Below are 15,166 nucleotides of genomic sequence, written 5' to 3'. Positions count from 1 at the left end.
CTATCTCTCGCATTTTTCTTCTAAGAAAAATAGCTTTCAAAATTCCTTCTTCCGGGATTTTGAAAGCTATTTTTTGTATTAAGCTGTTGCTAAAGCCTTCTCCAATACCTTCTTTACATTTTCCTTGGCTTCTTCAAACTTTTCTCCAATATGAGATTCATAAATCTTCTCCTCTGCCACAAACATAGCGGGAGTAGCCCAATAATCATATTGTTCTGCAAGCTCCGGATGCAAGCCCTCGTCAATTTCCTCAAACTCCACCTTTCCGTAAGCAGGATTCTCCGCAATCAATTCCTCTCTGGCCTTTCTTGCCTGTGCGCAATAAGGACAACCATTTACATAAAAAAACTTTACTTTAGCCATTGTATTTTCCTCCTATTATTCTTTTTCATCAGATTACTGTATTTTCCACTTTAAAACAATGCCGGAAAAGAAAATCTTTCTAAAATATCTCTAATCGCCGCTTTCTCCTAAGAGGAAAAGCCTCCCGAGGGAATTCCGGAAAATGTGTTAAAAGACCAAGTCCGGCTCTTAAAGCTCCTCCAAAGCCTCCCTTAAGAGCTGATAGGAATAGTGCTGAGCCTTCTCTTCGTAAATGTAGGAGTTGACAATCAGCTCGTCAAAATGCACTCTCTCCTGCACTTCCCGCATTTTCGCCTGCACCTCTTCCTTGGTGCCGATAAAAGAAAAGGCGCCCATCCGCTCCACGATTCTCTTTTCCTGATGAATCAGCTCCTCGGTAAATGCCACCGGGCCGAAGTGGGGAACCCTTACCGCCTCCACATAGTCCTTCCAAACCTCTTCCATAGACTGCACAGGGGGGAGCAATCCTTGAGACTGATTGGTGATGATGTTTAAAAAGGCCTGCCACTGGGTGGTGGCTAAAGACTCCGCCTCCTCCTTGGTATCCGCCAGAATCGCATTTGCTCCCAAAATCACATAGGGCTTTTCCAGAACATCGGAGGGTTTAAAATTCTCCTGATAAATCCGAATGGCTGTCTCCATCATGGTTGGGGCGAAGTGAGCCGCAAAGGAATAGGGAAGTCCCAGTCTTGCCGCCAGATAGGCACTGTCGGTACTGGAACCCAAGATATACAGGGGAATGTTCAGCCCTGCTGCAGGGTAGGCATGCACCACCTCCGTGTCCCGGAAATACTCCGAAAGCTCCATCACCTCCCGCTCAAAATCCGACTCTCTGCCTACTCCTCTTCGGATGGCTCTTGCGGTTTCCAAATCCGTTCCCGGAGCACGCCCAAGCCCCAAGTCCACTCGGCCCGGATAGAGGGTTTCCAAGGTGCCGTACTGCTCCGCCACCAGATAGGGGCTATGATTCGGCAACATCACTCCTCCGGAGCCGATTCTGATTTTTTCCGTATTGCTTAAGGCATACTGAATCAAAAGCTGGGTAGCGCTACTGGCCACGGAATGGGTGTTATGGTGCTCCGCAATCCAGTAACGGGTATAACCAAGCTCCTCCGCCTTCTTCGCCAGATTCACCATCCGTTCCATTGCCGCTTTATAGCTTTCTCCCTGCCTCAGGGGAACCAAATTTAAAATCGATACCTTCATATTACTCTTCTCCTCCACGAATCAAATCCTCAAAGCTTCCGGACACAAAGGCACATAAGGCCTTTGGAGACAGGCCGATTTGCAGACCTCTCTTACCGGCGGAAACATAGATTCTTTCCAGCTCCTCACCCTGCTTTTGAAAGTAGGTGGGAAAATGCTTTTTCATGCCGATGGGGCTACAGCCTCCCCGAATATATCCGGTCAAAGGCTGCAAATCCTTCATGGGAATCATTTCCGCCTTCTTGTTTTGGGAGACCTTCGCCGCTTTCTTTAAGTCCACTTCCTCCAGCACCGGAATCACCGCCACAAAGTAGCCTGTTTTATCCCCCTTTAATACCAGGGTTTTATAGATAATTTCCGGGGGAAAGCCTAAGACGGAAGCCACATGAGCTCCGGACAGATCCTCCTCATCCACCGGATATTCCTGCTCCACATAAGGAATTTTTGCCTTATCCAAAAGACGGCATACATTGGTTTTATTGTCCTTAGCCATTTTTCCCTCCTTTACTGCCTTGCTTCGTGTTATACTAAAAAAATATGGAAAATCTTTGAAAATAGATTTTTAGCCTTACACATTTTACACCAAAGAACAAAAGAAAGGAAATCATGAAATCCCATTTAAAACATATATTCTATCCTTTGGCCTGTTTACTTTTTTCTTTGTTTCTGGTCTTTATCCTCTTCGTCTCAGGCTTTGAGCTGGCCTGCTACGGAAATCCTTCCTATTATAGACAGGAATTTCAAAAATACCAAGTTCAAGAGGCTTTGCTGGAGAATCGGGGAGAGTCCATCCCCTTATCGGATTTGGAAAAGGTTATGGGAGAGACCCTTCGCTACCTTCGAGGGGATCGGGAGAATCTCATTATCCCCGTTTCGGTAAATGGTGTGGCGCAAAACTTCTATCAGGAAGATGAAGCCTCTCACATGGCGGATGTACGGGTTTTGTTCACCCTAAGCCTCACCCTGCGAATGATGTTCTTCCTCTCTCTCCTGGCTATCATCTTTCTGCTTGTGATTTTAGAACACGGAAGGGCTCTTGCCATTTTGGGAAAAGGCTTCCTCTATTGTATGGCAGGCTTTTTAGTGATTCTACTGCTCTTCTTCCTCTACGCCAGCCAAAACTTTGACCAAGCCTTTACGCAGTTTCATCTGCTCTTTTTCTCTCAAGGGAACTGGAGCTTTGATCCGGCCCTAAGCCGTATGATAAACATTATGCCGGAAGAATTTTTTCAGGATACCGCCTTTCGGATTCTACGCTTCTTCTTGCTTTTGCTGCTGCCCTTCCTGCCTCTGGCATGGTTTTTCAAGAAGGTGGCAAGGAATTGGGGATATCCTTCGAAGCGAGGAACTGTAACCATTGAAGATATTCGCTCCAATGCAGTATAGGCATGAAATCGGGCACGCTCTCGCTAACTTCGCCTTCGCAGCGGATACTAAGCGAAAAACTTCGGTACCCTTGTTTTTCGCAAGTACCGGCGGGCTCAGATTGCCCCTCTTTCATGCCTATACTGCATCTGTCGCTTCAATTCATTGATTGATACAGTTCTTCTCTCCGCAGGTTTTCGCAAGTATCGGGCTCAGACGACCCACCTTCCAGACCTATAGCACGGGGCAAATACATAGCATTGATTTATATCCTTTTATATTTTCATGATATATGGAATGCGGATAAACATTGCTTATACTTGTAATAAATTTTCTTTATTTTTCTATGAGGGTAATTATGAGAGAGTGGGAAATTCAAATATACTGGTCGGAGGAAGATAAGCTTTATATCGCAGATATTCCGGAGCTAAAAGGATTTTTTGCAGACGGAAAGACTAGAACGGAAGCAATACATAATGCTGAAATAGTTTTAGCAGAGTGGTTGGAAGTAGCAAGGGAGGAAGGCATCCCTATACCAAAGGTAAAAAAATAAAGTAGTTTTCCGTAAAAGAGAAAAGCGGAGCTATATCAGAGTAAAGGATAAAGGAGTTTTATGCAAAATAATCAAATTCAAAATAAAAAAGCGGTTCTGGTGGGTGTGGAATTTCCGGAGAACAGAGACTTTGCTCTGGACATGGAAGAGCTTTTCGGTCTTTGTCAGGCCTTGTCCATTGAATGCTGCACCAGCATTAGCCAAAGCTTAGCCAGAGAGGACAGTGCTACCTTTATCGGATCCGGAAAGGTGGAGGAAGTAAGATCCGCGGTACTCTTCCATGAGGCGGATCTGGTCATTTTCCAAAATGCCCTCTCCCCCTCCCAGCTCCATAACCTGTCCAAGGCTCTTTCTGTGGAGGTCTTGGACAGAACTCAGGTGATTTTACAAATCTTTGCGGAACGGGCCAGAAGCAAGGAAGCGAAAATGCAGGTGCAGTATGCCACCCTTCAATATATGCTACCCAGGCTTGTTGGACTTCGGGAAAATCTCTCTCGCCAGGGCGGAAGCGGCGGTGCCGGTCTTTCCAACCGTGGTGCAGGAGAAAAGAAGATAGAGCTGGACAAGCGAAAGATTCAGGAGGAAATGGCTTTTCTCAGAAGAGAATGCAAGAAGCAGGAAGAGGTGCGCCGGGTAAAACGGCAGAAAAGAGAGAAATCCAATATTCCAAGAATTGCTCTGGTGGGCTACACCAATGCGGGAAAGTCCAGTCTTATGAATGCCATTTTGGATTGGAGTAAGGAAGGTCAGAAGGAAAAGGTGGAAGAAAAGGATATGCTTTTTGCCACTCTGGATACCACCATTCGTCATGTGAAGGGGGAACGGGGAGAGGAATTCCTTTTTGCCGATACGGTAGGCTTTATTCGAGACCTGCCTCCCAAGCTTTTGGATGCCTTCCACAGCACTCTGGAAGAAGCCATTGAAGCGGATTTGATTTTACAGGTGGTAGACTATTCCGACCCCAATTATCAAAAACACATGGATAGCACCCTAGTAACCTTAAAAAAACTGGAAGCAAGCCATATCCCCATGCTCTATGTAATGAACAAATGCGACAAGGTTCTTCCCCTGTCGGAGCTTCCCAAGAAGAGGGGAGAAAAGCTCTACATTTCCGTTAAAGAGGGAATTGGAATTTCTGAACTTATGGAGGCGGTAAGCGAGAAAGCCTCCGCCAATCTCCGCCCCCTGTCCATCCTGCTCCCCTACAGCGAAGCGGCTTGGGAAAACAGCATCCGAAAAGAAGGGAAAATCCTCTCCCTATCCTACGAGGAGGAGGGAATACAAATGGAACTCCGCCTACCGGAGGCCTTGTACGCAAAACTCCAAAAATTCTCCGTTTAAGTATCCTTCGATATGGATAGACGAGGAGACAATCCGAGGCCAATACTTGCTGAAAACCTACAGAAAGAAAGACTGTAATAATCAATAAAGTGAAGCGACAGATGCAGTATAGGCATGGAAGAGGGCAATCTGAGCCCGATACTAGCCAAACTTGCGAAGCGAAGAACTGTAGAAACCAATAAGATGAAGCGACTGATGTATAATAGGTCTGTAAGAGGGCAATCTGAGCCCGATACTTGCGAAAACCTGCGGAGAGAAAGACTGTAACAATCAATGAAGTGAAGCGGCTGATGCAGTATAGGCATGAAAGAGGGCAATCCGAGCCCGATACTTGCGAAAACCTGTGGAGTAGAGGACTGTAACAATCAATGAATTGAAGCGACAGATGCAGTATAGGCATGAAAGAGGGCAATCCGAGCCCGATACTAGCAAACCTGCGAAGAGAAGGACTGTAACATCAATGAATTGTAGCGACTGATGCAGTATAGGCATGGAAGAGGGCAATCTGAGCCCGCCGGTACTTACTGAAAGCAAGCTAAAGCGAAGCTTGAAGTTAGTACCGCTGCGAAGGCGAAGTTAGCGGGAGCGTGCCCGATTCCATGTCTATACTGCATTGGAGCGAACGCCTTCGATGTATACAGTCCTTCCCTTCGCAGGGGCGAGGTTAGCGGGAGCGTGCCCCAAATACAGACCTATTATACATCGGAGCTTGTCTCTTCAATGGTTACAGTTCCTCGCTTCGAAGAGAGCGAGCTTAGCAGGAGCGTGCCCGATTCCATGCCTATACTGCATTGGAGCGAACGCCTTCAATGGTTACAGTTCCTCTATCCATATCGCAGGATCCGTAAAACCATTCTCCCCTTTTTGGTGTTTTTCTCAAGGCCAAGGTAATGGAACTTCCCCAGCCCTCTTACGGAAATCTTTTCTCCTCCCTTTAGACTGCTGCTGCCCTTCGCCGCCAAACCGTCCTTATACACCAGTTCTTTGGCAAAGTATTCCTGTGCCTTTCCTCTGGAAAGGTGGAATACCGCGGAAACGATACCGTCCAGTCGTTCGGAGGCGGCAAAAATCTGCTCCTCTATTCTTTCCTGCTTAGGGACAAAGGCTTCCTCACACTCTTTGATTTCTACACTGGTATGCCGAATCTGCTGCAAATTCTCCAAGAGATAGTCCCTCATTTTCCGAAGCAGATAGACATAGCTTTTCTCATCCCGAAAGAAGATGTCTCCCAGCATTTCCCGTTCTATCCCAAGACTCATAATGGCTCCCAGTACATCTCTATGGGACAATTCTTCGGAAAATTTTTTCTGCTTTCCCTGAATTTCCAAAAGCACTACAGGATTGTCTTCCAAGAGAAGCTCCCTGCACTCTTCCTCCTCCATGAAACTTGGGTAAAAGAAAAAGGCCTGTCGTTCCGCCTCTTCTCCTCCCAAAAGCAGAAACTTAGCCCCTCTTTCCCTTTTGATTTTCTCTAAAAAAAGTCCCCTTTCTCTTTCCGATAAAAAGGGACTGTTTCGCACTATACCGCGCTCTTCTGTTTTTCGCCAAATATCTTCCACGTGGGCAAGAATATCTTCTCTGTCTTTCATGGTCTTTTATTGTCTCGCTTACTATTTCCTATATCTATCTTTCAAACAATCATACTTAGGAATTAGAGCCTTGCTCCAAAAACTCCACTTCTCCCTGCATCCACACATTGCCCTTAAAACGGCGGCCAATGGCGGGGACTCCCAAAAGATCTTTTTCATTGATGCAAACGCGAAATACCGCGTCCATACATCTTACTTTTAAATCCAAGATATTTTCATGGGTATAGACGTTGCTCTTTACCCGAATATTCACAATCTCTCCCAAAATGGAATACTGATCGCACTCCACCCCGGTAGGCATAAAGGTGGACTCCACCAAGCTGTACAGATCTTCCTTTTCGATTCGCTCATTCACCTCGGACATCAGATTCATATCGGTCTCCGTCAGGGTTTCCAAAGCATCCTGGTCTCCTGCCTTTGCCGCCTCGAAAAGCTTCATCTGCTCAACAAAGTGCTGTCGCTTTACCCACTCATCCTCCGCCTTCTTCTCTATGGGAAGAAGAATCTTTCCTTCCACGGAAAGTCCGGTGAGATAGACCTGCTTGGGCACCGCCTTAATCTGCATCCGTTTCAGCTGATAGGCTTCCAGAGAATTGCAAAGATAATAAATCAGGGTAATCCCTGAGGTAAAATCCTCCATCACGCCGGCATAGGTTTCCTTTTCCGCATGGCGCTCAAGGCTTCCCTCCACCGTTTCCACCCCTTCGTAGGAACGCATGTAAGGGAAATAATAGTCCCTGTGAAAAATTCCCTCTGCATCTCTGTGCCCCACCACGGTAATACCCATAGAGGGAGCTACCGGAAGCTGATACTGCTCCACCACCTGTCCATTTCCATAGGAGACAAAGCTGCTGCGATATTTTTCATGTACTGCCCTTTGTAAATAAAACTCTGCATCCTTGTCTTCCTGCAATGCAGAAAACCCAATGGATCGTAGAAACTTATGCATTAGCCTTCCTCTTTCCTGACCTCTCTGAAACCATCTCCATATCTTACAACAAAGGCTACTGTCTTGCAATAGCTACCGGGGAATGTCTAAAACCATACCCCATGTCCGAATCAAAGCCAAATGCCCGCATCCTCCCTAAATGGTCTTGAAAACAGGCGAGAATAAAAAAAGCCATGCGGTACAGGTCGGAAAGCGGGGTATGATACCTTCCCCTTTTCCATCCTATGCCACATGAAAGCTCATTTTACTGCTATTTTAATGCTTTTTGAAAAACGCCATTTTCAAAGCTTCCCTACCCTCTCTATGCGGAAGCGCTGGAACCGCCCGGGTTGCCCTTCTGAGTAGACTCAAAAAGACTATGGGTTGCCTTATAAATCTTTCTGGCAATGTAAGGGTTGTTCATGGTGTAAAGATGCACACCGTCCACGCCGTGAGTCACCAGATCCACGATCTGATCCACCGCATAGGCAATGCCCGCATCTCTCATGGCAATGGGGTTATCCTCATACTTGTCCAAAATATTCTGAAACTTCTTCGGAACCTTTACCCCGCAAAGACTGGCCATCTTTAAGACCTGACGCTTGTTGATGACCGGCATAATTCCCGCTTCAATGGGAACATCAATTCCGGCCAAAGCGCAACGCTCCTGGAAAATGTAGAACTGCTTATTTTCAAAGAAAAGCTGGGAAATCAGGTGCTCCGCTCCCGCATCCACCTTGTTCTTTAAGTAACGAATGTCCTCTACTCTATCCGCGCTCTCAATATGTCCCTCCGGATAGCAGGCTGCGGAAATATGGAAGTTTCCGTGCTCCTTCAAAAAGGCAATCAGGTCGGAAGCGTAACGGAAATCTCCTCTATTCTCCTCTCCCTCCGGAATATCTCCTCTGAGAGCCAGGATATTCTTGATTCCGGCAGTCTTCAACTCTTCAATCTTTTCTAATACATCCTGCTTTGTTAAATTTATACAAGGAAAATGAACCACGCTGGGCACTTCGCAGACCTTCTTAATGTGCTCTGCAATAGGGATGGTGCTTTGGTTATTCTTTCCGCCCCCCGCCCCGTATGTCACCGAAATGAAATCCGGTTTTAAATCCCGAAGCTCATCCAAAGTGTCATATATGGTTTCAATGGGTGAGTTCCTCCGAGGTGGAAACACCTCGAAGGAAAACACTGTTTTTTCTTGAAATAAATCAACAATACTCATTTCTCAATTCCTTTGCCGCCTGGACAAGATTTGCTAAACTTGCCAAGGTCTCCTCGCTTGCTCTAGTCTTCAATCCGCAGTCCGGATTTACCCACAGTTTCTCTTTTTCAATCTTCTTCAGCATCTTTGCCAATGCTTCTCTAATTTCCTGAACGGAGGGCACTCTCGGGGAGTGAATGTCATAAACTCCGGGTCCAACCTCTGTACGGAAATGGTTCTCTCTTAAGGAGTCCAAAATCAGTAAATCGGAACGGGAAGCCTCGAAGGAAATAACGTCCGCATCCATGTTGTCAATCGCTTTAATAATATCGGTAAACTCACTGTAGCACATATGGGTGTGAATCTGAGTGCCTGCCTGACATCCGCTGTGTACCAAACGGAAGGCGGGAATAGCCCAATCCAGATACTCACTGTACCAGTCAGACTTACGAAGAGGTAACTTCTCTCTTAAAGCCGCTTCGTCTACCTGAATGATCTTGATACCATTCTTCTCTAAATCCAATACCTCATCACGGATGGCCAGAGCAATCTGCTTTGTGCTCTCCGCAATGCTGATATCCTCTCTTGGGAAGGACCAGTTTAAGATGGTTACAGGTCCTGTCAGCATTCCCTTCATGGGACGCTTGGTTAAGCTCTGTGCATAGGTGGACCATTCCACAGTCATAGCGGAAAGTCTACGTACATCACCCCAGATAATTGGCGGCTTTACGCAACGAGTTCCATAGGACTGTACCCAAGCCTTCTCGGTAAATAAGAATCCGCTTAAGAGCTCTCCGAAGTACTCCACCATGTCGTTTCTTTCAAACTCACCGTGAACCAGTACATCCAGATCCAAATCTTCCTGAATCTTTACCCACTCTGCAATCTTCTTTTGGTTAAAAGCAATGTACTCTTCCTTGGTCTTCTCCCCCTTCTTAAAGGCAGTTCTGTTGGCACGAACATCCGCACTCTGTGGGAAGGAACCAATGGTTGTGGTGGGGAAGAGGGGAAGCTTAAACTCTTCCTTCTGAAGCTTTTCTCTCTCTTCAAATACAGGAAGTCTAGTGTAGTCCGCATCGGTAATAGCTGCACAACGATCCTTTACCGACTTGTCTTCACTGTTCGGTCTTGCTGTTGCAAAGAGCGCCTTATTCGCCTCTAAAACCTCCGGCTTAGCCTTACCGCTAAGAAGCTCCTTTAAATCCAAAAGCTCTTCCAGCTTCTCGATAGCAAAGCTGAAATGTCTCTTTACTTCCTCGGAAAGCTTATTCTCTCCTACTAAGGTGTAAGGAACATGCAGTAAGGAGCAAGAAGTACTAAGTACTACGGAAATGCCCTTAGCCTCTAAATCCTTTACCTCCTGCATGGTCTTCTCGTAATGGTTTCTCCAGATATTCTTTCCGTTTACCAAACCGGCGAAAAGAAGCTTGTCCTTGGGGAAGCCCTTGGATACAAGTGCCTTGGTCTCCTTACCCTCTAAGAAGTCAAGACCTACACCGTCAAAGGGGAGTGCCAAAATGCTTTCATAGGCATCTCTTACATCGCCAAAATATGTCTGTAATATAACCCTGGTGCTGCCCTTTACAGAAAGAATTCCCTGATATAATGCGGTAAAGAGCTCCAAGTCTTCCTTCTCCAGGTCTCTTACCAGATAAGCCTCATCAAAGGCAATCCACTTGGCACCAAGAGAAACGAATCTCTCCACATACGCCTTGTAAGCGGAAACTGCCTGCTCCAGGAAATCCTTCTCGGTCTTCTTCTCTGTATAACGAAGCAGCTTTAATAAGGTAAATGGTCCGATAACTACAGGCTTGGTCTCAACCCCTAAAGCCTTTGCCTCCTCATACTCCTGGAAGGGCTTGTCACCCACAAGGGAGATTACATCCTTATCGGAGATTTCCGCTACCATGTAATGGTAGTTGGTATTAAACCACTTCTTCATTGCCAAAGCCTTCACGTCTCCGGCCTCTCCCTTATAGCCTCTTGCCATAGCAAAGTACTGCTCCAAGGGACTTAAGGACAATTCTCTGTAACGATCCGGAATGATGTTAAAAAGCACTGCTGTATCTAAAAAGTTATCGTAAAAAGAGAAATCATTGGAAGGGATGAAATCCACTTCCTCCTGCTGCATCTTTAACCACTGCTTCTTTCGAATATCCTTTGCAAGCTCCTGTAGCTCCTGCTCGGAAACCAATCCCTTAAAAAACTTCTCTGTTGTAAACTTTAGTTCTCTTAATGCTCCCACTCTTGGGAAACCGATTACTGATGTTTGCATGCTTTTTTCTCCTTACTTTTTATTTTCCTTTACAAAAATGCTTTTCTTGTCATTCCTTAGACTCCCCCTAATGAGAGTCTCTGAAGTGGATATAGTATAGCGTAAAAACGTTTCCTTAGGCAAATATAAAAAAACAGGACTTGGCTATAGTTTTTGCCTATAGCCAAGTCCTTCACCCTAAATCGGTTCTCTCGCCCTTACTTCTCTCTTATACCAAGCCCTGTGCCAGCATAGCCTCAGCTACCTTCTCAAAGCCGGCTACATTGGCTCCAACCTCAAAGTTACCTTCATGGCCGTAGCGCTTTGCCGCCTCGGATACGCTCTTGAAAATGTTTTGCATAATTCCCTTAAGCTTCTCATCCACTTCTTCAAAACTCCAGGAAAGTCTCTGAGAGTTCTGGCTCATCTCCAATGCGGAAACGGCAACACCGCCGGCATTGGCTGCCTTACCGGGCATGTAAAGGAAGTGATTCTCCAGGAATACATCCACAGCCTGCTCATCGGAAGGCATATTTGCTCCCTCTGCTACGCAGAAGCAACCGTTCTTGATTAAGGTCTTAGCCTCTTCTCCATTTAGCTCGTTCTGGGTTGCGCAGGGTAATGCCACATCGCACTTTACACCCCAGGGACGCTCTCCTGCATGGTAGGTCGCTCCCGCAACACGGTCGGCATACTCGGAAATTCTGCCTCTCTTCACCTGCTTAATATCGAAAAGCACATCCAGCTTGATGCCTTCCGGATCATACACATATCCGCCGGAATCGGAGCAGGTTACTACCTTACCCCCAAGGCTCTGTGCCTTCTGGATGGCATACTGAGCAACATTACCGGAACCGGAAACCACAATGGTCTTTCCCTTGATTTCCTTTCCTACGGACTTTAACATCTCATCCACAATGTAGACCAGACCGTATCCTGTAGCCTCCGGACGAGCCAGAGAGCCTCCGAAGGTTCTTCCCTTTCCGGTAAGTACACCCTCGTACAAATTGGTGATTCTCTTGTACTGTCCGTACATATAAGCCACTTCTCTTCCGCCTACACCGATATCACCGGCAGGAACGTCTTCGTTAGCTCCGATGTACTTATACAGCTCTGTGATAAAGCTTTGGCAGAAGCGCATAACCTCCGCATCGGACTTGCCCTTAGGATCAAAGTCCGCACCACCCTTACCGCCACCGATGGGTAGACCGGTCAGGGAGTTCTTTAAAATCTGCTCAAAGCCCAGGAACTTCAGGATAGACTGATTTACGCTTGGGTGAAAACGAAGTCCTCCCTTGTAAGGTCCGATAGCAGAGTTAAACTGCACACGATAACCGATATTGATATGGTGCTTTCCCTGGTCATCTGTCCAAGGCACTCTAAAACTAATAATTCTTTCCGGCTCCACAAAACGCTCCAGCAAAGCATTTTTCCGGTAAAGCTCCTCATTGGCTGCCACAATAGGCTCCAGAGACTCTAAAATTCTCTTCGCTGCCTCTAAAAATTCTGCCTCATTGGAATGCTTCTTCTCCAGTGCCTGATAAACCTCACTTACATAGGACATAAACTTGCCTCCATTCTTTCCTCATTTACCGCTAAACTATAGCACTAAATCATTTTCAACTACAATAGGAAATATCTTGTATTCCGAAAAAGAATACTAATTGCTCCTTCCATAAAATCACGATAAAATATCACGTAAAATGGAAGAGCAAGCAGGATGCAAAAGAAAGATTCGTGGCAACATTTTGCCTAAATATACTGATTCAGAATTTATGCTAAGGGTAGGAGGAAAAGCAATGTTAACTGAAGCTGAAAGAGAGAAAGTTTACTTTACCAGAGGCTTTCGAAACTTTTGCTTTCGTGTCGGAAAGGCTAACCCTCATGCTCTACTACTCCGATTACGCAAAATTCTTCTCTTATGTTTCATGTGTCTTATCGTATTTGTAATGGTTGGATTTAAAATAAATTGGCTTGTTAAATGCATTTTATTTGGGGGGCTCTTGGGTATTATAGCTAATTATTTCTGGGGTATCTGGTTAACAATGATTATATACAAACATTCTGTATTGTTTCAGTTGATGGAGACAAAGAAGCAACAAGAAAAGAGGCAGAAATATCTTTCTGAATCTCGTGAGGAATTACTACAAGCAATCATTGATGGAAATATATTGGTCAAGGATTTAGGAGACGGAATTGTTTTGTACCGAAACAAAAATATATATACATTATTTTACAAGGGGTTCTTTTATGACATGGAGCTTTATGAGAAGTTGAGGAAAATATTTTTAGAGCCCGAGATTGCAATTCAGCAGCTTAACAATAATGACAATATCTCTAAAGAGTAATTGGGAAAAAATTCTTTCTCTTTATCAGAGAAGAGCTAATGGTAACTTGCAAAACTGATTTGGTGGAATAATCCATAACTTCTAAAGGAGGAATCATCAATGTTAACAGAAGCTGAACGAGAAAAAGTTTTCTATACCAGAGGATTTCGAAACTTTTGTTTTCGTGCAGGAAAAGCTAACCCTCATGCTCTACTGTTCCGATTACGCAAAATTCTTTACTTATGTTTCATGTGTCTTATCTTATTTACTATAGCCAAGTTTAAAATAGCTTGGTTTGTTAAATCTGGTTTTTTTTAAGTTTTCTGAGCATTATAGCAAATTATTTCTGGGGTGTTTGGTTAGGAATCATCCTTTATAAACATTCTATAATACTTCAATTATTAGAAACAAAAAGTCAAGAAGAGAAAAGACAGAAATACCGATCTAAACCGTTTAAGGAACTCTTTCAAAAAATCATTAACGGAGAGATACTAGTTATCGACTTATTCGATGGATTTGTTTTGTATCAAAACGAAAAATTAATTGCACTCTTTTACAAGGGATTTTTTTACGACATGGACTATTATGATAAATTTAAAAAAGTATTTTTTGAGCCTGAGATTGTAATTCAGCAGCTTAACAATAATGACAATATCCCCAAAGAGTAATTGGGAAAAGATTCTTTCTCTTTATCAGAGAAGCGCTAATGATAGTTGACACCTACTGATTTGATGAAACACACCATAAGTTCTAAAGGAGGAAGCATTAATGTTAACTGAAGCTGAGCGAGAAAAAGTTTTTTATACCAGTGGCTTTCGAAACTTTTGTTTTCGTGCCGAAAAAGCCAACCCTCACTATTTATTCTACCGATTCGTAAATATAATTTACTTTTGCTTTTTATTTCTTATCTGGTTTGCTATAAGCGAATTTAAAATAACTTGGTATACTAAATTATTATTTTTTATTTGCTTCTCTAATATTATAATAGGTTATTTCTGGGGTACTTGGTTAAAAATAATCATATTATTACATCTATTTAAGAGGACTCAAAAACAACAGAAGGAAACACAGAATTCTCCATCTGAGTGGTTAGAGATATTCCTTAAAAAAATCATTAATGGAGAGGTACTGGTCATTGACTTAGGTGATGGATTTGTTTTGTTCCAAAACAAAAAATTAATTGCATTCTTTTACAAGGGATTTTTTTATGATATGGACTATTATGAGAAATTCAAAAAAGTCTTTTTTGAACCCGAAAGTGCAATTCAGCAACTTAAAAATAACAGTATCCCTAAAGAATACTTTGAAAAAGATTCTTCCTCTTTATCAGAGAAAAGTTAAGGGTTGTTGACACCTGCTGATTTGATGAAACAAACCATAACTTCTAAAGGAGGAAGCATCAATGTTAACTAAAGCTGAGCGAGAAAAAGTTTACTATACCAGAGGCTTTCGAAACTTTTGTTTTCGTGCCGGAAAAGCCAACCCTCATTTTCTATTCTACCAATTCTTGAATATAATTTACTTTTGCTTTTTATTTCTTACCTGGTTTGCTGTAAGCGAATTTAAGATAACTTGGTATACTAAATTATTGTTTTTTATTTGCTTCTCTAATATTATAATGAATTATTTCTGGGGTATTTGGTTAGGAAAAATCATATCATTACGTCTATTAAAGAAGACTCAAAAACACCAAAATGAAAAGAGAACATACCAATCTGAACTATTAGAAGAATTCCTTCAAAAAATCATTAATGGAGAGGTACTGGTTCTTGATTTAGGTGATGGATTTGCTGTGTACCAAAACAAAAAATTAATTCTACCCTATTACAAGGGATTTTTTTATAATATGGACTATTATGAGAAATTCAAGAAGGTCTTTTTTGAACCCGAAAGTGCAATTCAGCAACTTAAAAAATAATAATAGTATCCCTAAAGAATAAGAATCACTACCACCCGTCAAACGGGTGGTTTGCTCGGGGCTATAAGCCCCTGCTACTGGCCAGCGTCTAAAGGCGCTGGCTTTCATTTTGGGCTAT

Annotated in this window: 14 protein-coding genes; 6 read left to right on the top strand and 8 right to left on the bottom strand. The window is 43.8% G+C overall.

Features of this window, described 5'->3' with window-relative positions; translation table 11 throughout:
- Nucleotides 1-78: 78 nt before the first annotated feature.
- The 3 genes from HNQ46_RS10765 to ybaK form a co-directional block, all read right to left on the bottom strand.
- Entirely contained in the window at nt 79-363 is a 285-nt protein-coding gene (locus HNQ46_RS10765; RefSeq protein ID WP_183684690.1) for a thioredoxin domain-containing protein, read from the bottom strand.
- 168 nt (nt 364-531) lie between these two features.
- Nucleotides 532-1,569 (bottom strand): LLM class flavin-dependent oxidoreductase, encoded by a 1,038-nt coding sequence (locus tag HNQ46_RS10760; protein WP_183684689.1) that lies wholly within the window; start codon nt 1,567-1,569, stop codon nt 532-534.
- A 1-nt stretch (nt 1,570) separates the two neighbouring features.
- Nucleotides 1,571-2,062, bottom strand: coding sequence for a Cys-tRNA(Pro) deacylase (gene ybaK / locus HNQ46_RS10755; RefSeq protein WP_183684688.1), 492 nt, complete (start codon nt 2,060-2,062; stop codon nt 1,571-1,573).
- Between the two features lie 113 nt (nt 2,063-2,175).
- Here ybaK and HNQ46_RS10750 point away from each other — a divergent pair, with 113 nt between their 5' ends.
- The 3 genes from HNQ46_RS10750 (at nt 2,176) to hflX (ending at nt 4,828) form a co-directional block, all read left to right on the top strand.
- A complete protein-coding gene (locus HNQ46_RS10750; RefSeq protein ID WP_183684687.1) occupies nt 2,176-2,955 on the top strand; it encodes a DUF1461 domain-containing protein in 780 nt (259 codons plus the stop codon).
- Between the two features lie 337 nt (nt 2,956-3,292).
- On the top strand, nt 3,293-3,487 hold the full coding sequence (locus tag HNQ46_RS10745) for a type II toxin-antitoxin system HicB family antitoxin (protein ID WP_183684686.1): 195 nt from the start codon (nt 3,293-3,295) through the stop codon (nt 3,485-3,487).
- A gap of 60 nt (nt 3,488-3,547) precedes the next feature.
- On the top strand, nt 3,548-4,828 hold the full coding sequence (gene hflX / locus HNQ46_RS10740; protein WP_183684685.1) for a GTPase HflX: 1,281 nt from the start codon (nt 3,548-3,550) through the stop codon (nt 4,826-4,828).
- Nucleotides 4,829-5,652: 824 nt separating this feature from the next.
- Here hflX and HNQ46_RS10735 read toward each other — a convergent pair.
- The 5 genes from HNQ46_RS10735 to gdhA form a co-directional block, all read right to left on the bottom strand.
- Nucleotides 5,653-6,417, bottom strand: coding sequence for a YlmH/Sll1252 family protein (locus tag HNQ46_RS10735; RefSeq protein ID WP_183684684.1), 765 nt, complete (start codon nt 6,415-6,417; stop codon nt 5,653-5,655).
- Between the two features lie 55 nt (nt 6,418-6,472).
- Entirely contained in the window at nt 6,473-7,366 is an 894-nt protein-coding gene (locus HNQ46_RS10730) for a DUF3881 family protein (protein ID WP_183684683.1), read from the bottom strand.
- Nucleotides 7,367-7,667: 301 nt separating this feature from the next.
- On the bottom strand, nt 7,668-8,570 hold the full coding sequence (metF, locus tag HNQ46_RS10725; protein WP_183684682.1) for a methylenetetrahydrofolate reductase [NAD(P)H]: 903 nt from the start codon (nt 8,568-8,570) through the stop codon (nt 7,668-7,670).
- On the bottom strand, nt 8,557-10,824 hold the full coding sequence (gene metE / locus HNQ46_RS10720) for a 5-methyltetrahydropteroyltriglutamate--homocysteine S-methyltransferase (protein ID WP_183684681.1): 2,268 nt from the start codon (nt 10,822-10,824) through the stop codon (nt 8,557-8,559). The genes metF and metE overlap by 14 nt, the downstream gene beginning before the upstream one ends.
- Before the next feature lie 208 nt (nt 10,825-11,032).
- On the bottom strand, nt 11,033-12,367 hold the full coding sequence (gene gdhA, locus HNQ46_RS10715) for an NADP-specific glutamate dehydrogenase (protein ID WP_007157527.1): 1,335 nt from the start codon (nt 12,365-12,367) through the stop codon (nt 11,033-11,035).
- Nucleotides 12,368-12,506: 139 nt separating this feature from the next.
- Between gdhA and HNQ46_RS10710 the strand changes: the two genes are divergently transcribed.
- The 3 genes from HNQ46_RS10710 to HNQ46_RS10700 all read left to right on the top strand — a co-directional run bounded on the left by HNQ46_RS10710 (nt 12,507) and on the right by HNQ46_RS10700 (nt 15,048).
- Nucleotides 12,507-13,151, top strand: coding sequence for a hypothetical protein (locus tag HNQ46_RS10710; protein ID WP_183684680.1), 645 nt, complete (start codon nt 12,507-12,509; stop codon nt 13,149-13,151).
- 747 nt (nt 13,152-13,898) lie between these two features.
- A complete protein-coding gene (locus tag HNQ46_RS10705; RefSeq protein ID WP_183684679.1) occupies nt 13,899-14,471 on the top strand; it encodes a hypothetical protein in 573 nt (190 codons plus the stop codon).
- A gap of 61 nt (nt 14,472-14,532) precedes the next feature.
- Nucleotides 14,533-15,048, top strand: coding sequence for a hypothetical protein (locus tag HNQ46_RS10700; RefSeq protein ID WP_183684678.1), 516 nt, complete (start codon nt 14,533-14,535; stop codon nt 15,046-15,048).
- Nucleotides 15,049-15,166 lie beyond the last annotated feature (118 nt).

The sequence above is a fragment of the Oribacterium sinus genome (assembly GCF_014202695.1).
Taxonomy (GTDB): Bacteria; Bacillota; Clostridia; order Lachnospirales; family Lachnospiraceae; genus Oribacterium; species Oribacterium sinus.
Note: the sequence above shows the minus strand (reverse complement) of the source record. Positions and strands in the feature narration are given on the sequence as shown.

Coding starts and splice junctions, on each gene's coding strand:
- HNQ46_RS10750 (WP_183684687.1), top strand. CDS start 2,176: ATGAAATCCCATTTAAAACATATATTCTATCCTTTGGCCTGTTTACTT.
- HNQ46_RS10705 (WP_183684679.1), top strand. CDS start 13,899: ATGTTAACTGAAGCTGAGCGAGAAAAAGTTTTTTATACCAGTGGCTTT.
- hflX (WP_183684685.1), top strand. CDS start 3,548: ATGCAAAATAATCAAATTCAAAATAAAAAAGCGGTTCTGGTGGGTGTG.
- HNQ46_RS10700 (WP_183684678.1), top strand. CDS start 14,533: ATGTTAACTAAAGCTGAGCGAGAAAAAGTTTACTATACCAGAGGCTTT.
- HNQ46_RS10765 (WP_183684690.1), bottom strand. CDS start 363: ATGGCTAAAGTAAAGTTTTTTTATGTAAATGGTTGTCCTTATTGCGCA.
- metF (WP_183684682.1), bottom strand. CDS start 8,570: ATGAGTATTGTTGATTTATTTCAAGAAAAAACAGTGTTTTCCTTCGAG.
- HNQ46_RS10730 (WP_183684683.1), bottom strand. CDS start 7,366: ATGCATAAGTTTCTACGATCCATTGGGTTTTCTGCATTGCAGGAAGAC.
- HNQ46_RS10760 (WP_183684689.1), bottom strand. CDS start 1,569: ATGAAGGTATCGATTTTAAATTTGGTTCCCCTGAGGCAGGGAGAAAGC.
- gdhA (WP_007157527.1), bottom strand. CDS start 12,367: ATGTCCTATGTAAGTGAGGTTTATCAGGCACTGGAGAAGAAGCATTCC.
- metE (WP_183684681.1), bottom strand. CDS start 10,824: ATGCAAACATCAGTAATCGGTTTCCCAAGAGTGGGAGCATTAAGAGAA.
- HNQ46_RS10735 (WP_183684684.1), bottom strand. CDS start 6,417: ATGAAAGACAGAGAAGATATTCTTGCCCACGTGGAAGATATTTGGCGA.
- HNQ46_RS10745 (WP_183684686.1), top strand. CDS start 3,293: ATGAGAGAGTGGGAAATTCAAATATACTGGTCGGAGGAAGATAAGCTT.
- HNQ46_RS10710 (WP_183684680.1), top strand. CDS start 12,507: ATGGAAGAGCAAGCAGGATGCAAAAGAAAGATTCGTGGCAACATTTTG.
- ybaK (WP_183684688.1), bottom strand. CDS start 2,062: ATGGCTAAGGACAATAAAACCAATGTATGCCGTCTTTTGGATAAGGCA.